This window comes from Albidovulum denitrificans (assembly GCF_002973535.1).
In the GTDB taxonomy this organism is placed as follows: Bacteria; Pseudomonadota; Alphaproteobacteria; order Rhodobacterales; family Rhodobacteraceae; genus Albidovulum; species Albidovulum denitrificans.
Map to the genome: position 1 here is coordinate 513,363 of NZ_PVEP01000002.1, position 20,447 is coordinate 533,809.

At 65.5% G+C, this 20,447-nt stretch carries 19 protein-coding genes, 1 tRNA gene and 1 other RNA gene; 10 read left to right on the top strand and 11 right to left on the bottom strand.

What is annotated here, in order from left to right; genetic code table 11:
* Positions 1-17 precede the first annotated feature (17 nt).
* Positions 18-1,733 carry a site-specific DNA-methyltransferase gene (locus LX70_RS08315; protein ID WP_105514187.1) on the top strand — a complete coding sequence of 572 codons (1,716 nt, stop codon included), beginning with the start codon at positions 18-20 and terminating at the stop codon, positions 1,731-1,733.
* Positions 1,733-4,339: a DEAD/DEAH box helicase gene (locus tag LX70_RS08320; protein ID WP_105514070.1), complete on the top strand. Its 2,607-nt coding sequence runs from the start codon at positions 1,733-1,735 to the stop codon at positions 4,337-4,339. The genes LX70_RS08315 and LX70_RS08320 overlap by 1 nt, the downstream gene beginning before the upstream one ends.
* A gap of 114 nt (positions 4,340-4,453) precedes the next feature.
* Here LX70_RS08320 and LX70_RS08325 read toward each other — a convergent pair.
* Positions 4,454-4,543, bottom strand: a tRNA-Ser gene (locus tag LX70_RS08325).
* 187 nt (positions 4,544-4,730) lie between these two features.
* Here LX70_RS08325 and LX70_RS08330 point away from each other — a divergent pair.
* The 4 genes from LX70_RS08330 to LX70_RS08345 all read left to right on the top strand — a co-directional run bounded on the left by LX70_RS08330 (position 4,731) and on the right by LX70_RS08345 (position 8,676).
* Positions 4,731-5,561, top strand: a complete 831-nt coding sequence (locus LX70_RS08330) for a hypothetical protein (protein WP_146111570.1) — start codon at positions 4,731-4,733, stop codon at positions 5,559-5,561.
* A 42-nt stretch (positions 5,562-5,603) separates the two neighbouring features.
* Positions 5,604-6,830 (top strand): hypothetical protein, encoded by a 1,227-nt coding sequence (locus tag LX70_RS08335; RefSeq protein WP_105514072.1) that lies wholly within the window; start codon positions 5,604-5,606, stop codon positions 6,828-6,830.
* Positions 6,827-8,236, top strand: coding sequence for a cytochrome P450 (locus tag LX70_RS08340; RefSeq protein ID WP_105514073.1), 1,410 nt, complete (start codon positions 6,827-6,829; stop codon positions 8,234-8,236). Before LX70_RS08335 ends, LX70_RS08340 begins: the two co-directional genes overlap by 4 nt.
* A 152-nt stretch (positions 8,237-8,388) precedes the next feature.
* On the top strand, positions 8,389-8,676 hold the full coding sequence (locus LX70_RS08345; protein WP_105514074.1) for a hypothetical protein: 288 nt from the start codon (positions 8,389-8,391) through the stop codon (positions 8,674-8,676).
* A gap of 4 nt (positions 8,677-8,680) precedes the next feature.
* Here LX70_RS08345 and LX70_RS08350 read toward each other — a convergent pair whose 3' ends face one another.
* The 9 genes from LX70_RS08350 to ssrA all read right to left on the bottom strand — a co-directional run bounded on the left by LX70_RS08350 (position 8,681) and on the right by ssrA (position 14,667).
* On the bottom strand, positions 8,681-8,932 hold the full coding sequence (locus tag LX70_RS08350; RefSeq protein WP_105514075.1) for a ribbon-helix-helix domain-containing protein: 252 nt from the start codon (positions 8,930-8,932) through the stop codon (positions 8,681-8,683).
* Positions 8,929-9,114: a DUF4169 family protein gene (locus tag LX70_RS08355; protein WP_105514076.1), complete on the bottom strand. Its 186-nt coding sequence runs from the start codon at positions 9,112-9,114 to the stop codon at positions 8,929-8,931. Before LX70_RS08355 ends, LX70_RS08350 begins: the two co-directional genes overlap by 4 nt.
* An 8-nt stretch (positions 9,115-9,122) precedes the next feature.
* The gene (gene fumC, locus LX70_RS08360; RefSeq protein WP_105514077.1) at positions 9,123-10,517 is read right to left on the bottom strand and encodes a class II fumarate hydratase; all 1,395 of its coding nucleotides are present in this window, start codon (positions 10,515-10,517) and stop codon (positions 9,123-9,125) included.
* Positions 10,518-10,595: 78 nt separating this feature from the next.
* The gene (locus LX70_RS08365) at positions 10,596-11,171 is read right to left on the bottom strand and encodes a class I SAM-dependent methyltransferase (protein ID WP_105514078.1); all 576 of its coding nucleotides are present in this window, start codon (positions 11,169-11,171) and stop codon (positions 10,596-10,598) included.
* 65 nt (positions 11,172-11,236) lie between these two features.
* The gene (locus LX70_RS08370; protein ID WP_105514079.1) at positions 11,237-11,698 is read right to left on the bottom strand and encodes an SspB family protein; all 462 of its coding nucleotides are present in this window, start codon (positions 11,696-11,698) and stop codon (positions 11,237-11,239) included.
* A 91-nt stretch (positions 11,699-11,789) separates the two neighbouring features.
* Complete coding sequence (gene chrA / locus LX70_RS08375) at positions 11,790-13,049, bottom strand: chromate efflux transporter (protein ID WP_105514080.1); 1,260 nt, start codon at positions 13,047-13,049, stop codon at positions 11,790-11,792.
* A 25-nt stretch (positions 13,050-13,074) separates the two neighbouring features.
* The gene (locus LX70_RS08380) at positions 13,075-13,743 is read right to left on the bottom strand and encodes a DUF1194 domain-containing protein (RefSeq protein ID WP_105514081.1); all 669 of its coding nucleotides are present in this window, start codon (positions 13,741-13,743) and stop codon (positions 13,075-13,077) included.
* A 66-nt stretch (positions 13,744-13,809) separates the two neighbouring features.
* A complete protein-coding gene (locus LX70_RS08385; RefSeq protein WP_170076149.1) occupies positions 13,810-14,235 on the bottom strand; it encodes an ester cyclase in 426 nt (141 codons plus the stop codon).
* 75 nt (positions 14,236-14,310) lie between these two features.
* Positions 14,311-14,667, bottom strand: a transfer-messenger RNA (tmRNA) gene (gene ssrA, locus LX70_RS08390).
* A gap of 76 nt (positions 14,668-14,743) precedes the next feature.
* Between ssrA and LX70_RS08395 the strand changes: the two genes are divergently transcribed.
* The 4 genes from LX70_RS08395 (at position 14,744) to LX70_RS08410 (ending at position 19,046) form a co-directional block, all read left to right on the top strand.
* Complete coding sequence (locus LX70_RS08395; RefSeq protein WP_105514083.1) at positions 14,744-16,111, top strand: arylsulfotransferase family protein; 1,368 nt, start codon at positions 14,744-14,746, stop codon at positions 16,109-16,111.
* Between the two features lie 154 nt (positions 16,112-16,265).
* The gene (locus LX70_RS08400) at positions 16,266-16,694 is read left to right on the top strand and encodes a hypothetical protein (protein WP_105514084.1); all 429 of its coding nucleotides are present in this window, start codon (positions 16,266-16,268) and stop codon (positions 16,692-16,694) included.
* A gap of 244 nt (positions 16,695-16,938) precedes the next feature.
* Positions 16,939-17,355 (top strand): universal stress protein, encoded by a 417-nt coding sequence (locus tag LX70_RS08405; protein WP_105514085.1) that lies wholly within the window; start codon positions 16,939-16,941, stop codon positions 17,353-17,355.
* Positions 17,356-17,405: 50 nt separating this feature from the next.
* Entirely contained in the window at positions 17,406-19,046 is a 1,641-nt protein-coding gene (locus LX70_RS08410) for a BCCT family transporter (protein ID WP_105514086.1), read from the top strand.
* Between the two features lie 55 nt (positions 19,047-19,101).
* On the opposite strand, the gene LX70_RS08415 is transcribed toward LX70_RS08410, so the two are convergent.
* Positions 19,102-20,316 carry an aminotransferase-like domain-containing protein gene (locus LX70_RS08415; protein WP_105514087.1) on the bottom strand — a complete coding sequence of 405 codons (1,215 nt, stop codon included), beginning with the start codon at positions 20,314-20,316 and terminating at the stop codon, positions 19,102-19,104.
* Positions 20,317-20,447: the final 131 nt, after the last annotated feature.

Genomic DNA, 20,447 nt, shown 5'->3' on the forward strand with positions numbered 1-20,447 from the left:
AAAACTGGAGGGTGACCGTGACTGAACTGGTGTTCAAGGGCAAGGAATTCGTCTGGAACCACCACCTTGCGGTGCCGTTCCGGCCTTTGGAGGTGCACGCAGACAAAGGCATTGGCCCAGCGCGGCTGGACGGCAACCTGATCGTGCAGGGCGACAACCTGCACGCGCTGAAGGCACTGTTGCCGATGTATGCGGGCCGCGTGGACTGCATCTTCATCGACCCGCCCTACAATACCGGGAACGAGGGCTGGGCCTACAACGACAACGTGAACGCGCCGATGATCCGGGAATGGCTGGACGCCAACCCCATCGGGATCGAGGACGGGCTGCGCCACGACAAATGGTGCGCGATGATGTGGCCCCGGCTGCGGTTGCTTTTTGACTTGTTGTCAGAAGATGGAATCATTTTTATCTGCATCGATGACAACGAGTTGTATAATCTTCGTCTGATGCTTGACGAGATTTCAGGCGATCCATCCCATTGGATTGGAACAATTATTTGGAAGAATGTCACGGACAACAACCCGACGCGGATTGCCGTGGAACACGAATACATTCTTTGTTTCTCCAAGAACAAGAATTCAGTTGAGAAAATTTGGAAGTCTCAATTTTCGGATGTAAAAGACCTTCTTGTGCGCGTTGGCCAAGAGTTTGCGCGGGATTTTCCCGATCCACACGCGATGCAATCCGCTTACACTCAGTGGTTTCGAGAGCACAAAAGCGAACTATGGCCGCTCGACCGATACAAGTACATCGACAAGGACGGTATCTACACAGGAAGTCAGAGCGTCCACAACCCAGGTCGGGAAGGCTATCGATACGATGTGATACACCCGGAAACCGGCAAGCCCTGCAAACAACCGTTGATGGGATACCGCTTCCCTGAAGAAACGATGCGGGGCCTTCTCGAACAGGACAAAATTTTATTCGGTGATGACCATGACAAGATTATTGAACTGAAGGTCTACGCCAAAGACTTCTTGGATAAACTTCCAAGTGTAATCGAACTTGACGGGCGAACAGCCGCATACGAATTGCGTGATCTTTTTCCTGACAGGAAGAAGGCATTTGATACGCCGAAGCCGACGCAATTGGTCGAAAAGATCCTTTCTTACGCGACACGCCGAGACTCACTCGTTCTCGACAGTTTCGCCGGGTCAGGAACTACGGCACACGCGGTCATGAACCTCAATGCCAAGGACGAAGGTCAGCGACGCTTCATTCTTGTTGAGGGTGAGAGCTACGCGGACGAACTGACGCGCGAGCGAGTGGCGCGGGTCCAAGTAGGTGTTCCGGGGGCAAAAAACGAACCGCTTAAATCTGGACTTGGCGGCGATTTCACCTATTGCACGCTGGGCCAGCCTGTGGAGCTGGACCACATCCTGACCGGCGAAGACCTGCCCGCCTTTGACGCGCTGGCTGGCGTGCTCTTCCACATGGCGACATCGCAACCGTTGAACCCCGCCAAGCTGGACGAGAGCAAGGCTTATGTGGGCGAGGCGAACGGCACCCATGTCTGGCTGATCTACCGCCCCGACCTCGACTGGCTGAAATCGCCCGACGCGGCGCTGACCCTCAGCTTTGCGCGCAAGCTGGCCGAGGCGCAGCCCGACGCGCGCCACCTTGTCTTTGCCCCCGCCCGCTATGTCAGCCAGCGGATGCTGGACGCCGAAGGGTTGCCGGTGGAATTCGTGCCGCTTCCCTTCGCGCTTTACCGGGTGGAACGGACCTGATGCGCACGCTCGATTATCAGGCGCGAGTGCTGGACACGCTGGATGCATATCTGGACGAGTTGAAGGCGCGCAAGGCCGAGGCCGATCAGATCGACGCGCTGCGCGCCTCGAACCCTAACCTGCCCATCCCGGCGATGGACTTCTCCGAAACCGCTTGGGCGAACCTGAAAGGCGCTGGGCGCTTGCCCTCGTCGCGCGCGACCGTGCCCTTTTCCCCGCGCAAGGATGGCGTGGGCCGCGCGGTGCCCAACGTCACGCTGAAGGTGCCCACGGGCGGCGGCAAGACATGGCTGGCGGTCAACGGGGTCAGCCGGATCATGGGGCGGTATCTGGCCAAGAACACCGGCTTTGTCCTGTGGATCGTGCCGAACGAGGCGATCTATTCCCAGACGCTGAAGGCGCTGAAGAACCGCCAGCACCCTTATCGGCAGGCGCTCGACCGGGCGGCGGCGGGGCGCGTGAAGGTGATGGAGAAATCCGACCGGCTGGACGCTCGGGATGTGGACGCGAACCTTTGCGTGATGATTCTGATGCTGCAATCCGCGAACCGGCAGACGCAGGACGCGCTGCGCATGTTCAAGGACCGGGGCGACGTGCACGGGTTCTTTGCCCCCGAAGGCGATCAGGCGGCGCACGCGCGGGAATTCGCGGCGGTGCCGAACCTCGACGGATATGCCGACTTGTTCCCGATGGTGAAGGACTCGCTTGGCAACGCGCTGCGCAAGATCAGGCCGGTTGTGGTGATGGACGAGGGGCAGAAGGCCACGTCCGAGTTGGCGCATGACACGCTTTACGGTTTCAATCCGATCTTCGTTCTGGAACTGACCGCCACGCCCAAGGATGTGGCCGCGAGGGGGGCCAACCCCGGCCGCGCTGCCAACCTGTTGGTGGAGGTGACGGGGCGCGAGTTGCACGCCGAAGACATGATCAAGATGCCGCTGAACCTCGACCCCCGGCAGGGCACAGACTGGCGCGGGACGCTGACGGCGGCGCTGGGCAGGTTGAACACCCTGGACGCCGAGGCACGCGCCTACGGGGCAGACAGGGGGGCGCTGGGCTATATCCGGCCCATCATGCTGGTGCAGGTGGAGCGGACGGGCAAGGATCAGCGCGACGGGCAGCACATTCACGCAGACGATGTGAAGGAATGGCTGCTGGCGGCGGGGCTGGACGACGCCGAAGTGGCGATCAAGACCGCCGAACAGAACGACCTCAATCAACCCGAGAACCAGGACCTGTTGTCGCCCCAGAACCGGGTGCGGGTGATCGTGACCAAGGCGGCGCTGCAAGAGGGCTGGGATTGCCCATTCGCCTATGTGCTGTGTTCGCTGGCGGCGGCGTCCAACCGTTCCGCCATGACGCAGCTTGTGGGGCGCATCCTGCGCCAACCCTATGCGCTGAAGACAGGCGTGGCGGCGCTGGACGAATGCTATGTGGTCACGCATCACGCGGCGACGCGCGACGTGGTGGAGGCGATCAAGACCGGGCTGGAACGCGATGGCCTTGCCGATCTGGTGATCGAGGTGCCGCAAGAGGGCGGGACCACTGGTGGCGGTGAGGCGCGCAAGGTGGAGCGGCGCGCGGCGTTCAAGAGCCTGCAAATCTACCTGCCCAAGGTGCTAAAGGTGGAAGCGGGCGAGGTGCGCGACCTCGATTACGAGACGGACATTTTGGCGGCAATCGACTGGCGGGACTTTTCCCCGGCTGGCGTGGTGGCCGACATACCGGACAACCCGGCCCAGGTGGCGGCACAGTTGCAGCGCATCGCTCTGACCGACGCCGGGGAGGACGAGTATTTCCGGGGCGAGGTTGTCGCGGCTGCGGCGGAAACGCTGCGGTTTGACGCGACCTACGCGGTGCGCGTGATCTCCGATCTGGTACCCAATCCTTTCGTGGCGCGCGGGATCGTGGCCGATCTAGTGAAGGGGCTGGAAGTGCGAGGCTTCGACGCGGCCAAGTTAGGCGCTGCATCGGGCGTCATCATCGACCGGCTGCGGGTGGCGTTGACCAAGGAACGCGATGCTCGAACAGAAGCCCTTTTCCGCGCGGCGGTGAAGGCCGGTGACATTCAGTTCCGGCTGCGGCTGGACGGGAACAACTGGCAGATGCCCGACCACATGCTGACCACGGAACTGGCGAACTCGCCCCACTTGACCGGGGCAGACGGCGGCGCTTTGGAGCGAAGCCTGTTTTCCCCTGTCTTCCGAAACGAGTTGAACGGCGAGGAACAGAACGTCGCCGTGCACCTGGACGGGGATGGAACGGTGAAGTGGTGGCACCGCAACGTGGCCAAGGCCAGCTACGGCATGGGTCTGCAAGGTTGGAAGCGCGGGCGCATTTATCCTGACTTCATCTTCGCCACAGGCGGCAAGGTGGGCGCTGGGCGGATCGTGGTGCTGGAAACCAAGGGGGACCACCTGCAAAACCCCGACACCGACTACAAGCGTGAAGTGCTGGACTTCCTGACTCAGAACTTCTCTTGGGATCAGGCTGTGCCTGCCGGGCAGCTACAGATCGGTATGACCGGCGAGACCGTAGAGTGCGCTTTGGTGCTGATGGAGGACATGCCGATGGAACTACCGAAGCTGATCGCAAGAGCGGTCTAATCGTGCTCCCCGTATGAGCAACGATTCTCAAGCACCAAGCGTTTTTTCTATGTTGGGCTGTTTGTGGGGTGGCGAGCGGCTATTACCATAAAATGGAATAAAATCAAAGGCAAGTGGCGGAGAGACAGGGATTCGAACCCTGGGTGGGCTCACACCCACAACGGTTTTCGAGACCGCCCCGTTCGACCGCTCCGGCACCTCTCCGCATCGGGGGTCGTCGTAGGGCGGGGATTTAGCCTTAGGCGATGGGCAGCGCAACCCCGATTTTCGGCGGGCGGTTTCGGTCGGCAGTGTCGGCGGGCGGGCGCCGTGGGCGCGCGGGGCGACGCTCGGTGCTTGGCAGGGCCGGGCGGGGCGGGTAGGACTGGGGCAGCCGAATTCGGGGATGCCCATGCGCCTGTCTTTTCTTGCCCCCGCCCTTGCCGCCGTGAGCGTGGCCTTCGCCGCGCCGGTCGTCGCCAGCCAGACCGATGAGATCATGTCGGTCCTGCGCCTGCCCGAGGTCTTCAGCGTCCTGAGCGCCGAGGGCGAAAGCTATGGCGAGGAACTGGACGCCAACATGCTCGACGGGGCGGGGGGCGCGGCCTGGACCGAAGCGGTGCGCCAGATCTATCAGCCTGACCGCCTTCTGCCGCAGTTCGAAACCGCGTTGCGCAAGGCTGTCGATGCCTCTGGCACCGATTTCACGCCGGTGCTGGATCGGTTTCGCTCTGACCTTGGCGTGCAGGCGACCTCGCTGGAAATCTCGGCCCGGCGCGCGATGCTTGACCCCGATGTGGAGGATGCAAGCCGCCTGACGCTTGAGGACCTGCGCGCCGAAGAAGCCCCGCGCCTTGCGCTGATCGAGGAGTTTGTCAGCGTCAACAACCTGGTCGAGGATAACGTGACCAGCGGCCTCAACGCCAATCTTGCCTTCTATCAGGGGCTGCGCGACGCGGGCGCCATCGGGCCTGAGATGGGCGAGGGCGACATGCTGGCCGAGGTCTGGTCGCAGGAGGATGCGATCCGGGCCGAGACCGACACCTGGGTCAACGCCTATCTGGCCATGGCCTACGCGCCCTTGTCGGATGATGAGTTGCGCCGCTATACCGACATAACACGCGGGGCAGAGGCGCAGGCGCTGAACCGCGTGATTACAGAGGCTTACAATGCGGTCTTCATGGATGTCTCACGCCAGCTGGGCCGCGCCGCGGGGGCGGTGCTGGCGGGGCAGGACCTGTGACGCGGAAGCGGGCGGCCCTGTTGCGCGGTTGGATGGTGAGGCATGAGGGGTGAGGTGGGCGTGACGGTGCGGCGGCGGGTCTTCTACATTCCCGGCTACGACCCCTTTCCGCCCCGCCGCTACCGTGAGCTTTACCGCAGCGAGGCCGCCGCGCAGGCCGAAATCAGCGGCTACCGGATCGCGGTCACGGCCCGGCCCGGCGGCGATGGTTTTGGCTGGCGCGCGGAGGGCGTGATGGAGGGCGCGCGGGCCGCGGCCGAGATCGAGGTGCTGCTTTGGTCCGACATCGTTCAGCGCTCGATGCGGCAGGGGATCTTCGACACCTACCGGCAACTGGCGCGGACGGCGTGGCACTATGTCGGTTCGGGTGCGATCTTCCGGCTGGTGCGGCTGCGCAAGGGGCCGGCGATCGCGGCGCTTTACCCGATCGCGATGCTTCTCGCGCAGCTTTGTGCCGCGTTGCTGGCGGGCGGGGCGGTCGCGGTGGCACTGGGGATGCTCCTGCCGTCGGGCTGGGCCTTTCGCGGGCTGGCCATCGCGGCGGGGATCGGGGTGCTGTGGGCCGTTCTCTGGCAGTTCCGGCGCTGGGACAACCGGCTTTACGCCTATTACCTGATGCATGACTACGCCTTCTCGGCGCTGGAAAACGGCGCCTATCCGGCGGTGCTTGAGACGCGGATGGACGACTTCGCCGCCCGGATCGCCGGGGCTTTGGCCGAGGATTGGGATGAGGTGCTGGTCGTTGGCCATTCCTCGGGCGCGCATATCGGCGTTTCGGTCCTGTCGGATCTGATACGCGCGGGGCAGGGGCCGCGGCCGGGCGGGCCGGTCCTGTCGCTTCTGACGCTGGGCCATGTCGTGCCGATGGTCAGCTTCCTGCCCCGCGCGCAGCGCTTGCGCGGCGATCTGGCCTATCTCTCGGCGCGCGGCGACCTGACCTGGGTCGACGTGACCGCGCCGGGGGATGGCTGCACCTATGCGCTTTGCGACCCGGTCAAGGTCACGGGCGTCGCGCCGGAGGATCAGCGCTGGCCGCTGATCCTGTCGGCAGCGTTCACGCAAACGCTGAGCGCCGACAGGTGGAAGGCGCTGCGCTGGCGCTTTTTCCGGCTGCATTTCCAATATCTTTGCGCCTTCGACCGGCCGGGGGATTACGACTATTTCCGCATCACCGCCGGGCCGATGACGCTGCCCCGGCGCTTCGCCGGGCGCCAACCCTCGCGCGCCATCATCACCCGCGCGCTCAACGCCTACAGGGATGTTGCATGATCCCGCCAAAGCCGCAGCCCCGGCCCGACAAGGTTTCGCTCTGGCAGTATTTTCGGCTGTTCCGGCGTGACATCCTGTCGGCCCAGCCCGCGCGGCTTTACCGCGCCTGGATGGCCGAATTCCGCACGCCCTTCTTCCGCTCCTACCTTTGCAACGATCCCGACCTGATCGCGAAGGTCCTGACGGAACGCCCCGGCGACTTCCCCAAAAGCGACCGGGTGCGGGAGGGGCTGGCGCCGCTTCTGGGCCGGTCGGTCTTTGTCACCAACGGCGCGGAATGGGCGGCGCAGCGGCGTATCATCGACCCGGCCTTCGCGCGCGGGCGCCTGCATGACGCCTATCCCGCGATGCTGGCGGCCTCGCTCGCCGCGCGCGACCGGCTGCTGGCCTGCACCGGGCAGGAGGTTGAGGTTGAGGCCTTCGCATCCCACGCTGCCGCCGACGTGATCTTTCGCACGCTCTTTTCGATCCCGATCGAGCATGACATCGCCCATCAGGTCTTTGCCGAGTTCCGCGCGTTCCAGCGCGCCCAGCCGCTTTTGAACCTTGCCGCCCTGCTGCCGCTGCCGCGCTGGATGCCGCGTTTCGTGCCGCGCCGGGCGCGCAAATCCGCCGCCGTGATCCGGGGCCTGATCGCCCGGCTGGTCGAAGACCGGCGGGCGGCGATCCAGGGTGGCACCGCGCCCGACGATCTGGCGACCAAGATCATGACGACGCCGGACCCCGAAACCGGCCGCCCCTTCACGCCGGCCGAGATGGTCGATCAGGTGGCGATCTTCTTCCTTGCGGGGCATGAGACTTCGGCTTCCGCGCTTGGTTGGGCGCTTTACCTTCTCGCCCGCGACCCGGACGTTCAGGCGCGCGTAGCGGAGGAGGGCAGGGGCTTTGCCCCGGAAGCGGGGCTTTCCGCGCTTTCCGCCCTGACCCTGACCCGTGATGTCTTCCGCGAGGCGCTGCGGCTTTACCCGCCGGTGCCGATGATGGTGCGCGAGACGACGCAAGCCGAACATTTCCGCGACCGCGACGTCCCCAGGGGCGCGCAGATCGTGCTGTCGCCCTGGCATGTCCAGCGCCACGAACGGCTTTGGCAGGACCCCGACGTCTTCGATCCCGACCGCTGGCGCAGCGAGGCGGGGCGGCAGTCGGCGCGCGGCGCTTACCTGCCATTCTCCGCCGGTCCGCGCGTCTGCCCCGGCGCCGGTTTCGCGATGATCGAGGGGCCGCTGATGCTGGCCGTGCTGCTGCAATCGGTGCGGATCTCGGTGCCGGACGGCGCCGATCCGGTGCCCGTGGCGCAGCTTACGGTGCGCTCAGAGGCCGGCATCCGCCTGAAAATCTGGCAGCGTGACGTGACGTCATTGCCGCAAAAGCAGAGAAATAGCGGGACTCCTGCAACCGGGAATTGATCGCGGATCGGAAACAAGCCAGTTTTGCAAGATGGGAAAAACGATTCGAATTTCCCGTGGCGAGTTTCGGCCATTATCCGCTCATATGGCCATAGTCTGAAGGGGCCGAAGCTGCTCTTGGCCCGTAAGGTTCCTTGGGGGGTGCCTGACCGATGAAAGCACTGGCTGTTTCCCAGTCGTCACTTGGCGCGTCGATCTTTTCGGCGCCCAGCTTCCTGCGCATCGCGATCCCGTCCTGGCGCGCGATCGGCATAGGGTACCGCCCCGATGGGGACGCGACGGAATCCCTGTCGCGTGAGGAAATCCAGCGCCTGTTTCATGGCGATCTTGATCCCTGGGCGCGCAAGCGGCCGCCGCTGACCGATCGCGAAAAGCAGGAAAAGTCGCTGGCCGACAAGATGCGGGCGGCGCTTTACCCCGATCCGGCGTCCCGTCACTGACCCGTCACTGATCGGCGCGCGCCCGGCCCTCGGCCGCGTCAAGCCGCGCTTGCAACCTGTCCAGAACGAACAGGCGTATCGCCGTGGCAAGGCCCGTGTCGGGGTCGCGCGCCGCGTCGATCTCGGCCGCAAGGGCGTTGATCGGGCGGCCCTGATCCTCGGCGATCTGCCGGAACGCGCGCCAGAACGGCGCTTCCAGCGACACGCTGGTGCGGTGGCCGTTCAGCGTCAGCGAGTGTTTGGCCGGGCGGCTCACTCCGCGCCGCCATCGCGGCGATGGGCGTCCAGCCGCGCCGCCTCGCGCGTGTTGCGCGTCTCTTCCAGCGCCTTCAACGCCTTGGACCGCCCGTGACGCGCCGCGTTTTCTTCCCCGGCCGCGCGCTTTTCGGCGCGCGACCGTGTCTTGCGGACCTGCCTGAGATTGATGATCTCGGCCATCGCGCCGCTCAGCCCTTCGGCCCGATCATGTCCTCGGGCCGGACGATCCGGTCGAAGGTTTCGGCATCGACAAGGCCAAGGGCGATCGCCTCTTCCTTCAGCGTGGTGCCGTTCTTGTGCGCGGTCTTGGCGACCTTGGTGGCGTTGTCGTAACCGATGGTGGGCGCCAGCGCCGTGACCAGCATCAGGCTTTCCTTCATCAGCTTGTCGATCCGCGCGGTGTTGGCTTTCGTCCCCACCACCATGTTGTCGGTGAAGCTGCCCGCCGCGTCGCCCAGAAGCTGCATGGATTGCAGGACGTTATAGCTCATCATCGGGTTGTAGACGTTCAATTCGAAATGCCCCTGGCTGCCCGCGAACCCGATGGCGGCGTCATTGCCCATCACATGCGCGCAGACCATGGTCAGCGCCTCGGCCTGGGTCGGGTTGACCTTGCCCGGCATGATCGAGGAACCGGGTTCGTTTTCCGGCAGGATCAGCTCCCCCAACCCCGAACGCGGGCCGGAGCCCAGAAGCCGCAGGTCGTTGGCGATCTTGAAAAGGCTCGCCGCCACGGTCTTCAGCGCGCCCGAGAACATGACCATCGCGTCATGCGCCGCCAGCGCCTCGAACTTGTTCGGCGCGGTGACGAAGGGCAGGCCGGTGATCTTCGCGATCTCCGCCGCGACGCGGGCATCCCAGCCGACGCGGGTGTTCAGCCCCGTGCCGACGGCGGTGCCGCCTTGCGCCAGTTCATAGATGTCGGGCAGGCACATCTTCACCCGCGCGATACCCTTGTCGACCTGGGTCGCGTAGCCGGAAAACTCCTGCCCCAGGGTCAGGGGTGTCGCGTCCTGCGTATGGGTCCGGCCGATCTTGATGATGTCCCTGAACTCCTCCGCCTTGGCCCAGAGCGCTTTCGACAGCTTCTCAAGCCCCGGCAGCAGCACGTCGCGCGCCTGCATCCCGATGGCGACATGCATCGCGGTCGGGAAGGTGTCGTTCGAGGACTGGCCCATGTTGCAATGGTCGTTCGGGTGGACGGGCTTTTTCGTCCCCATCGTCCCGCCCAGCATCTCGATCGCGCGGTTCGAAATCACCTCATTCGCGTTCATGTTCGACTGTGTGCCAGATCCGGTCTGCCAGACCACGAGCGGGAAATTGTCGTCGAACTTGCCCTCGATCACCTCCTGCGCCGCCGCGGCAATGGTCTCGCCCAGCTTCGGGTCGATGTCGCCCTGGGCGATGTTGACCAGCGCGCAGGCCTTCTTGATGACGCCAAGCGCGCGGATGATCGCCACCGGCTGGCGTTCCCAGCCGATCGGGAAATTCATGATCGACCGCTGGGTCTGCGCGCCCCAGTACTTGTCGGCGGGTACGTCTAGCGGGCCGAAGCTGTCGGTCTCGGTGCGGGTCTCGGTCATGGAAAGGGCCTGTCAGTAGCGTGTCTGCGACCCTTCCCTAAGCGATTCCGACCCCTGTCACAAACGCGAAATCGCGGCTTAGTGGCTGGTTGCGCAAACGTCGCCGTCGCGGCGGTAATGGTAGACGCGCGCGGGGGGCAGGTTCTGCCAGACCACCGGCCCGGCTCCGACCGTCAGCTTGAGGCGCCGGGCCAGCGTTTCGGGGACCGGCGGGCGCGGGCCATAGGTGAACTGGACATAGACGCCGCCGGGGCGCAGCACCGCGAAGGCCGCCCTGAGGATCGCGATCTGGATCGCGGGCGGCATCGACAAAAGCGGCAGGCCGCTGATGACGGCGCCCACGCCCGGCGCCTCGGTCGCGGCCTCCTGCGCGGGCGCGTTGACGACGCGGACCCCGTGGAATGTGTCCTTCAGCAACCGGCTGAATTCGGGGTTCATCTCGAACAGCGTCAGGTCCCGCGGCGCCACGCCCCGGTCGAGGATCGCGCGGGTGATCTTGCCGGTGCCGGGGCCGAATTCGATTACCCGGCCGGTCTCCGGCCCGACCTCTTCGGCCATCGCCGCCGCCAGCACGCGCGACGACGGGAACACCGCCGAGATCTCGCGCGGGTTGCGCAAAAGCTGGCTCACGAAGACGGTGAGGTCATTGGCCATGGCATCGGTCCATCCGGGCTTGCGGGCCGGCGACCGGCCACGGGGCTGTGCGTCTGGCGCGGCGCTTACTTGCGCCACTTGTCGAGGCTGACGACCTCGGCCTCGGTACGGGGTTCGGCCGCGTCGATCTCCATCGCGGCGTCTTCGTCCTCATCCTCCTCATCATCGTCGTCGCCTTGCGATTCGAAGCGCAGGCCGAATTCGACCGAAGGATCGACGAAGGTGACGATGGCGGCGAAGGGGATGTAAAGCGGTTCCGGCTGATCGCCGAAGTTCAGCGTCACGGCAAAGCCCTGTTCGTTCACCGACAGGTTGTCGAACCAGTGCTGCATGACCACCGTCATCTCTTCGGGATAGCGTTCTTGCAGCCAGTCGGCCATCTCGACGCCGGGATGGCGGGTGTCGAAGGTGATGAAGAAGTGGTGATCGCCCGGCAGCCCCTCTCTCTCGACGCCGCGCAGGACCTCCATGATAAGGGTCCGCATGGCCTGATGCATCAGCGTGCCGTAGTCGATGGATTTCGTCATTCTGTCGCACTTTCGGGGGCTGTCCGGGGGTGCAGCATAAGCCATTTGCCGGGGATTGAAAGGGGCGTTGGGGCGCTGTTGGCGCAACCCTTCAGCCGGTCGCGACGGCGCGCGCCAGAAGGCCGAAGGCGGCGCTTGCGGCGATCACCGCCACAACCGGCAGGCGCAGGCGGAACAGAAGAAGCGCCGCGAAAGCGGTGGCCGCCAGCGCAAGGGGCGACAGGCTGCCGGGATCGGGCAGCGGAAAGTCGAACGGCCCCCGGATCACGCGGCGCGTTGCGGTGAAGGCGAAATGCAGCGTGAACCAGAGGCCGAGATTGGCGATCACGCCGACCACCGCCGCCGTGATCCCCGCCAGCGCCGAGGACAGCCTTGGCCGCGCGGTCAGCGTTTCGACAAACGGGCCGAAGGCGAAGATCCAGAGGAAACACGGCACGAAACTGACCCAGAGGCAAAGAAGCGCTGCCGCAAGGGCCAGTGGCAACCCGCCTTCGCCTGCCCCCGCGAGGAAGGCGGTGAACTCGGTCACAAGGATCAGCGGGCCGGGTGTCGTTTCCGCCAGCCCCAGCGCGTCCATCATCTGGCCCGAGGTCAGCCAGCCATGGCCCACGACCATCGTCTGCGTCATGTCGCCCAGCACCGCATAGGCGCCGCCGAAGGTCACCACCGCGAGGCGGGAGAAATAAAGCCCGATCGACAGAAGAAAGCCTTGCCCCGTGGCCCAGAGCGCCAGAAGCGGCGCGAGCCAGAGCGTAAGGCCCGTGGCGAAGGTCGCGGCGAGGCTGCCGGGCGTGGCGGCGGGTCTCGCGGGGGCGGGGGCCGCATCCTTGCGGATCAGCCCGACCCCGGCAAGCGCGGCGGCGGCAAGGATCAGCGGGAAGGGCAGGGAAAGGAAGAAGATCGCGACGAAAGCGGCCAGCGCGATCCCCCGCTGCGGCCAGCCGGGCAGGGCGCGGGCGGCCAGCCGGATCAGCGCCTGAAACAGGATCGCGACGACGGCGGCCTTCAGGCCAAGAAGCAACCCCGCCATCAGCGGCAACTGCCCCAGCGTGACATAAAGAAACGCCAGCAGCAGGATCAGCGCGGCGCCGGGCAGGACGAACAGCCCGCCCGCGATCAGCCCGCCGGGAATGCCCCGCAGCCGCCAGCCCGCATAGGTCGCAAGCTGCATCGCCTCCGGCCCCGGCAGAAGCATGCAAAGGCTGAGCGCGCGCAGGAACTCCGCCTCGGTCAGCCAGCGGCGGTCGTCCACCAGCACCCGGTGCATCAGCGCGATCTGCCCGGCCGGCCCGCCGAAGGAGATAAGCCCGATCCGCCCGAAGCTGCGCGTGATGTCGCCAAGATCCGTCATGTCCCGCCCCTGTTTCGCGCCGATCCTAGCCCAGCGGCCTGGCCGTTTCGCGAAGCAGCTTTTCGCGGATCGCGCGGGGGTAGTCCATCAGGCCGCGCGCGGTGACGACAAAGCCCTTGGGCGTGATGACGGCGCGGCGGTAGAATTCGGTGATCGGGATCGACCGGCCGACATCCTCGATCGCGATGGCGTTGATGGTGATGCCCGCCGCCAGCGCGCGCGCGCGTTCGGGGCCAAGCGGGCGGCCTGCGTTCAGCGGCCCGTCGCCGGAAATGTCGATCACGCGGCGGCGGCAGTCAGGGACGGCGGCGAACTGGTCGGTGGCAAAGCCGATCGCCTCACCCACGGCCGTGTCGGAACCGTCGAAGGCGCGGTCCTGATCGCCGGCGGCACGGGCAAAGGCCGCCACCGCGCGCGGGCTGAGCATCCGCTGCCAGCCCAGCGTCACCCGCTGCTGCCCGGCGCCCGACCATTGCACCACGGCCAGCGCGACCTGCCCGCGCACCAGCGCCTCGGCCACGTCCGGGTCGGCCAGCGCATCGGCCAGCCCCTGCACCTGAAGCCGGTATTCCCCCCGGTCGATGGAGCCTGAGGTGTCGATGGACAGCAAAAGCGCGGTCTCGCAGCCAAGCGCCGCGACCGGCGCAAGGCCCAGCGACAGAAGCGCAAGCAGGGGGCGAAGGACGGCTGTCATGCGCCATCATCGCCGCCCGGTCCCGCCCCGGCAAGCCCCGTCAGCCGATCCCGTCCGCCGATCCCGTCAGCCGATTCGTTCACCCGAGAGAAGCAGCAGGAACGCATCCTCGGGCAGAAGCCCCGCCTGTTCGAAGAAGGTGATGAAATCGAAGGCGTTATAGGCCTCGACGATCTTGTCGCCCTCGATCCGCATCATGATCTGTCCGCTGGCGCGGATGTCCTGCACGCCCTGCGCATGGGTCGCATGGACGGTGATCTGCGCCCAGAGCCAGTCGTCGGTCTCGATGCTGCGGTCGACCTCGATGCGCAGGTTGCGCACCAGCGACAGAAGCGCCGGTACCAGCGCGCGAAAATCCTCGGCCGAGACCTGACCGTCGGGCATCAGCCCGTCGGCGCCCGCGCGGGGCGCGAAATAGTCGTCAATCGCGTCAGGGTCGGCCTCGACCCAGACACGGCGGTACCAGTTGCCGAGCAATTCAAGCTTCGTCACCGGAAGTCTCCCATGCCGTCCGTCACGGAGAAGGCTAGGGCGCGATGCTTGATAAAGCGTGAATGGCAAAGGGGAAGTGCAGGCTTCTGTTGCCAGGTGCCTGCGAACCCCGCCTTGCGCGGCTAAGCGCAAGGACTTAGTTTCGGCGACCCGAACTGCTTACGCAGCCAGAGCCATTGCCGGAGCACGGTTGTTATTGGCAACTGTACTTTGCGGACCGATAACGGTGGTACCTCACCGGGACAAAGCAAACCCCTTTAGACGTTCGTCGATCCTGTTTCGGCCCCATGTCCCGCCAATAACGGGTGTTTGGTGGAGCCGCCGGGTACCGCCCCCGGGTCCGATCCGCTTATTACGAGCGCGTTTATGTCCATAGTCCGGGCGAACCCGAACGGGGTGAATATAGGGCCTGGCCGGGGGCGCTGCAAGTTCGGCACGGGCTTTGGCCATGGGTTGTTGAACACCGCCCCGCAGAGTAGCGTAACGGCAGGCAAAAACAGGTTTCCCCATGTCCCGCTCCATCCCGCTTTGGTTCTTTCTTCTGTGCCTGATCCTGTGGCTGGTGGTGATGGTGGGGTTCGGCTGGACCGTCAAATCGGTGATGGCGGGCAGCGACCGGACAGGGGCGGCGGGAACGGTGGCGCTGCGCATCGCGTCCTTCCCGTCGCTGGCCAAGGACGTGTTCAAGACGCTGGGCGCGCAGGCCACCGGCGATGCCGACGATCAGGACGTGCGCACCGCCCGCGACCCCGGCGCGGATTATTCCGCCTATACCCCCATCGCCACGGCGCCCGGCATCGCGCTGGACGGGCTGTTGATCCGGGCCGACGCTGAGGCCATCGCGCCCGGCTGGCGGCTGCTGACCGGCGCCTTCGGGACGCCGGAAGGGATGGAGAACATGGCGCTTCTCCTGTCGCCGGACCTGACTGTCGTGAACCAATGGGTGCTGGATGAGGTCCGGCTGGGCGACACCGAACCCCAGGCGGCGGGGCGAAAGCTGGTCCATGGGGTCGATATCTTGCCCGACGGGTCTATCATCTTCGTCTTCGACGGCGGCGCCTCGATCCAGCGGTTCGACGCTTGCGGCAAGCGCATCTGGGCCACGGCGGGCGATTTCAACCATACCGTCAACCTCGACGATGACCGGGCCTATGCCTGGACCGTGCGGGGCGGAGAGAAGGTGGTGAAGGTCGCCGTCGCCGATGGCACCGTGGCGCGGGAAATCACCATGCAGCAGGTCATCGACGCCAATCCCGAGATCGACATCCTTGAACTCAGGCGCGAACATTCCAACGATCTGGGCGCCAACAGCCGCAATACGCAAGGCAAATGGGGCTTTGACGCCTTCCACCTGAACGACGCGCAACCCTTGCCCGCGGCGATGGCGGCGGCTTTCCCGCAATTCGCGCCGGGCGATCTTCTCATCAGCGCGCGTTCGCTGAACCTGATCTTCGTGATGGACGCCGAGACGCTGAAGGTGAAGTGGTGGCGCATGGGCGTGACCCAGCGCCAGCATGACCCCGACTGGCTGCCCTCGGGCCGGATCATGGCCTTCGACAACCGGATGAGCCGGGACTACAGCCAGATCGTCACCATCGACCCGAAAACCATGGCGGCTGACGTGATCTATGACGGGCGCGCGGACGGGTTCTATTCGCGCATCCGGGGCAAGGTGCAAGAGCTGGACGGCGGCACGCTGGAAATCACCAGCCCGCAACAGGGCGAGGCGTTCGAGGTCGCCCCGGACGGATCGCGGCCCTTGCGGTTGGCCGATACCAAGCCGGGAAGTGCCACGCAGAACTACACCATCTCTGAAATGCGCTGGCTGCCGGTGGATTTCTTCGCCCCCGGCACGGCCTGCATCCCGGCGCCCTAGGCGCGGGGGTCGATCTGCCAAGGCGGGATCGCGCCACCTGACGCCCTTTCGCGGACCCTGTCCGGGCGTGGAAATGGGGTATTCACCTGATATGCCCCCGACGCGGCGGGGGGTAGCATCAGGGCGCGAAACACCTCTTCTCAAGGATTGAACGATGAAAAATTCCTTTAAGGTTCTGGCGCTTGCCGCGATCCCCCTGTCTCTTGCCGGTTGCGTCGATGTCGGCGATCTGATGGATCAGCCGCAATCGCAGGAAAAACCGATCTACGTCCAGAATTCCCTCTCCCTCGGCGGGCAGTCGCAGGCGGTCTCGGTCCAGCGTTCCGGCGGCGCCTATCCCGACCAGGTCGAGGTCTGTCTGTTCAACAGCCGGGGCTGGGACAAGCAGTTCTCGGTCGAAAACTACCCGGCCAAGCGCGCCGCCGCGGGCAGCACTGCCTGCACCAACGTGAACGCCGCCGCCTATACCTTCCACTTCCAGGCGGCCGGTTTCCTTGGCGCGATGGAACACAAGGGCAGCCATGTCATCAACCTGACCAACCTCGAAGGCGGCAAGGTCACGGTAAGCTGGGGAACCGACTGAGGCGGCCGATCTGCCCCGATTCGTGCCGGAAAGCGCGCCTGAAGAGTCGCGGATGGTTGGACAACCTTTCCGTGCAATGTTCTAGTGGCGCCATCGGGCGTCGCAAACGGCGCGTCCGATCGGTGGTCGTTGCGTGTCGGGGGCCCGTTGCCCCGTCCATCCGCGGCCTTGGCCCGGCGGTGCCGCAGGCCGGACCGTCCGCCGGTTCGCCCCTGCGCCCCCGCCGACAGAACAGGAGGGGCAAGTGTTCACGAAAATCATGGTGCCGATAGACCTCAGGCATCTGGAACGGCTTGGCAATGCGCTGGGCGTCGCGGCCGATCTGGCCGGTCATTACAAGGCCGAGGTGGTCTATGTCGCGGTCTCCGGCCGCGAGCCGAGCGATCTCGGCCACAGCGCCGAAGAGGTCGCCGCCCGGCTTGCGGCCTTTGGCAAGGATCAGGCGGCGCGCCACGGCCACGCCGCCACAACCCACCTGTTCGTCAGCCACGACCCTGCCGTCGATCTCGACAAGCAGCTGCTTGCCGCCGAGGGCGACATCGGGGCCGATCTTGTCGTCATGCAAAGCCATGTTCCCAATGTCGCGGATTACATCTGGGCCTCGCATGGCGGGACTCTGGCACAGCATTCCAGGGTCTCGGTGATGCTCGTGCGCGGCTGAAACGCCCGCGCCCGACACAAAATTCCAACAACGCGACAGGAGGTGGCCAGATGGCCGATACCGACGACACCCAGGGCATTCCCTTGCCGGAAGGGGCCGCAGACATCATCGACACCGATTACACGATCGGTCAGGACAACCTTGAAGGCAATCTGGGGCCTTTCGGCTTCGACGTTCACAACCCGGTCTTCCTGATCTCGGCGCTGACCATCGTGGCCTTCGTCTTTTACGCGCTGGCGCTGCCGGAACAGGCGACGGCCTTCTTCGGCTGGCTCAGGCCATGGCTGACCTCGACCTTCGACTGGTTCTTCCTTGGTGCCGCGAACATCTTCGTCCTTTTCTGCCTGTTCCTGATCGTCAGCCCGCTGGGTTCGGTCCGGCTGGGCGGGAAAGAGGCGACACCCGATTACACCTATGTCGGCTGGTTCTCGATGCTCTTCGCGGCCGGGATGGGGATCGGGCTGATGTTCTTCGGGGTGCTTGAGCCGGTCTATCACATGGCAATCTCCCAGCCGCTTGGCGTGCCGTCGCCGATTGCCGAGGATGGCAGCATCATCGCCGCGAATGTGGAGGCGGCAAAGCGGATGGGCCTGGCCGCCACGATCTATCACTGGGCGCTGCACCCCTGGGCGATCTATGCCGTCGTCGCGCTGGCGCTGGCGCTTTTTTCGTTCAACAAGGGGCTTCCGCTGACCATCCGCTCGGCCTTCTACCCGATCTTCGGGGAACGGATCTGGGGCTGGAGCGGGCATGTCATCGACATCCTCGCCGTCTTCGCCACGCTCTTCGGGCTTGCGACATCGCTCGGGTTCGGGGCGCAGCAGGCCAATGCGGGCCTGACCTATGTCTTCGGGGTGCCGACCTCCACCACGGTGCAGATCGTGCTTATCACGGTCATCACCGGCATTGCGCTGGTCTCGGTCCTGCGCGGGCTGGACGGTGGCGTGAAGGTGCTGTCCGAGATCAACATGGGCATCGCGGCGCTGCTTCTGCTGTTCGTGCTGTTCGTCGGGCCGACGATGACGATCTTCAGCGACTTCATCGCCGGTCTTGGCACCTATGTGGCCGAGCTGATCCCGCTGTCGAACCCGTTCGGACGCGCGGATACCGACTACATGCACGGCTGGACCGCCTTCTACTGGGCCTGGTGGATCAGCTGGTCGCCCTTCGTCGGCATGTTCATCGCCCGCGTCTCGCGCGGCCGTTCGGTGCGGGAGTTCATCATCTGCGTGCTGATCATCCCCTCCATCGTCTGCGTGTTGTGGATGGCGGTCTTCGGCGGGACGGCGATTGACCAGGTGCTGTCCGACCCGGCGGCAAGCGCGGTCAAGGCCGAGGTGATCGACAGCTACAACCCGCCCTTGTCGCTGTTCGCGATGCTGGAGGGGCTGCCGCTGGCCTCCATCACCTCTGTCATCGGCGTCGTGCTGGTGATCGTGTTCTTCGTGACCTCGTCGGATTCCGGTTCGCTGGTGATCGACACGATCACGGCGGGCGGCAAGGTCGACGCGCCGGTGCCGCAGCGGGTGTTCTGGTGTACCTTCGAAGGCGCGGTGGCGATCGTCCTTCTGGTCGGCGGGGGCCTTAGCGCCTTGCAGGCGATGGTGATCTCCACCGGCTTGCCCTTCACGGCGGTGCTGCTCTTGATGTGTTGGGCGATCTTCCAGGGGCTGCGGTCCGAGGCGCGCTGACACCTCGGGCGGCGAACGACAAAGGCCCCGGTAGTCCAACCGGGGCCTTTTCGCGTCAGGCGGCCTCGTGCGCGATCAGGCGGCCCAGCCGCGCGATGCCTTCGTCGATCGTCGCCGCATCGGCGCAGGAAAAGCTCAGGCGCAGCGTGTTGCCGTTCGATCCGTCGGCATAGAAGGCGCGGCCCGGCACGAAGGCCACCCGCTCGGCCTCGATGGCGCGGGCCAGAAGCGTGGCGCCGTCCATCCCCCTGGGCAGCGTCACCCAGATGAACATGCCGCCCTCGGGCCGGGTCCATGTCACGCCGCCCGGCATGTGGCGCGCCAGCGCCGCCAGCATCGCATCGCGCCGCGCCTTGTAGGCGGCGCGGATCGTGGCGACATGGGCGTCGAAACAGGCCCGCGCGACGCGGTCGGTGACGATCTGGTTGAAGGTGGCGGAATGCAGGTCGGCGGCCTGTTTCATCAGCACGAGACGCCCGATCACCTCGCGCGCGCCGCAGACCCAGCCGACCCGCAGGCCCGGCGCGAGTGTCTTCGAAAACGACCCGCAGTAAAGCGTGCGCGTATGCTCGATCCCGCCGGACCGCGCGATGTCGAGCGCGAGGATCGGCGGCACCTCCGCGCCGTCATAGCGCAGCGCCTGATAGGCGGCATCCTCGATGATCGCGATGTCGAGGTCGCGGGCGAGGTCCAGAAGCGCCTCGCGCCCCTGAAGGTCCACCGTCTCCCCCGTCGGGTTGGCGAAATCGGCGGAGAGATAGGCGAACTTCACCCGCCCGCCATGCCCTTCGGCGCGGGCGCGGTAGTCCGCGGCGCCCTGATTGCCGTTGACGACAAGCTGGTCATAGACCGGCTCATAGGCGTTGAAGGCGCCAAGCGCGCCCAGATAGGTCGGCCAGCCGACCAGCGCCGTGTCGCCCGGTGACAGGAAGAGCTTGCCGAGATAGTCGAGCGCCTGTTGCGAGCCCGAGGTGATGAGGATGTTGTCGGCGTCGCAGTCGATGCCGTTCCTGCCCATCTCTGCCGCGATCCAGTCGCGCAGTGGCCGGTAACCTTCAGAGATGGAATATTGCAGCGCGGCGGCGGCGGACCCGGCCGAAAGCGCCTCGGCCGCCGCAGTACGAAACGCCTCATCCGGGAAAAGCCGCGCGTCGGGGATGCCACCGGCGAAAGAGATGATATCCGGCCGGTCGAGAAGCTTCAGAAGCTCCCGGATCTCCGATGCCTTCAGCCGCGCGGTGCGATCCGCCAGAACGTCCTGCCACTGCATGCCTGCCTCCTCCGCCTCGATGCGCGGCGGAGGAGGTCATGGGCGTGCAATTAAGTCAATAGTCCTGACCTTGCTGCAATCAACTGTGATTGCACCCGCCTTTCGCCCGTGCCTAACTGGCCCGACCCGTA

Bases quoted from the DNA above. Each gene is read 5' to 3' on its own strand.
- LX70_RS08320 (WP_105514070.1), top strand. From the start codon at position 1,733: ATGCGCACGCTCGATTATCAGGCGCGAGTGCTGGACACGCTGGATGCA.
- LX70_RS08330 (WP_146111570.1), top strand. From the start codon at position 4,731: ATGCGCCTGTCTTTTCTTGCCCCCGCCCTTGCCGCCGTGAGCGTGGCC.
- LX70_RS08335 (WP_105514072.1), top strand. From the start codon at position 5,604: ATGAGGGGTGAGGTGGGCGTGACGGTGCGGCGGCGGGTCTTCTACATT.
- LX70_RS08340 (WP_105514073.1), top strand. From the start codon at position 6,827: ATGATCCCGCCAAAGCCGCAGCCCCGGCCCGACAAGGTTTCGCTCTGG.
- LX70_RS08345 (WP_105514074.1), top strand. From the start codon at position 8,389: ATGAAAGCACTGGCTGTTTCCCAGTCGTCACTTGGCGCGTCGATCTTT.
- LX70_RS08355 (WP_105514076.1), bottom strand. From the start codon at position 9,114: ATGGCCGAGATCATCAATCTCAGGCAGGTCCGCAAGACACGGTCGCGC.
- fumC (WP_105514077.1), bottom strand. From the start codon at position 10,517: ATGACCGAGACCCGCACCGAGACCGACAGCTTCGGCCCGCTAGACGTA.
- LX70_RS08365 (WP_105514078.1), bottom strand. From the start codon at position 11,171: ATGGCCAATGACCTCACCGTCTTCGTGAGCCAGCTTTTGCGCAACCCG.
- LX70_RS08370 (WP_105514079.1), bottom strand. From the start codon at position 11,698: ATGACGAAATCCATCGACTACGGCACGCTGATGCATCAGGCCATGCGG.
- chrA (WP_105514080.1), bottom strand. From the start codon at position 13,049: ATGACGGATCTTGGCGACATCACGCGCAGCTTCGGGCGGATCGGGCTT.
- LX70_RS08380 (WP_105514081.1), bottom strand. From the start codon at position 13,743: ATGACAGCCGTCCTTCGCCCCCTGCTTGCGCTTCTGTCGCTGGGCCTT.
- LX70_RS08395 (WP_105514083.1), top strand. From the start codon at position 14,744: ATGTCCCGCTCCATCCCGCTTTGGTTCTTTCTTCTGTGCCTGATCCTG.
- LX70_RS08400 (WP_105514084.1), top strand. From the start codon at position 16,266: ATGAAAAATTCCTTTAAGGTTCTGGCGCTTGCCGCGATCCCCCTGTCT.
- LX70_RS08410 (WP_105514086.1), top strand. From the start codon at position 17,406: ATGGCCGATACCGACGACACCCAGGGCATTCCCTTGCCGGAAGGGGCC.
- LX70_RS08415 (WP_105514087.1), bottom strand. From the start codon at position 20,316: ATGCAGTGGCAGGACGTTCTGGCGGATCGCACCGCGCGGCTGAAGGCA.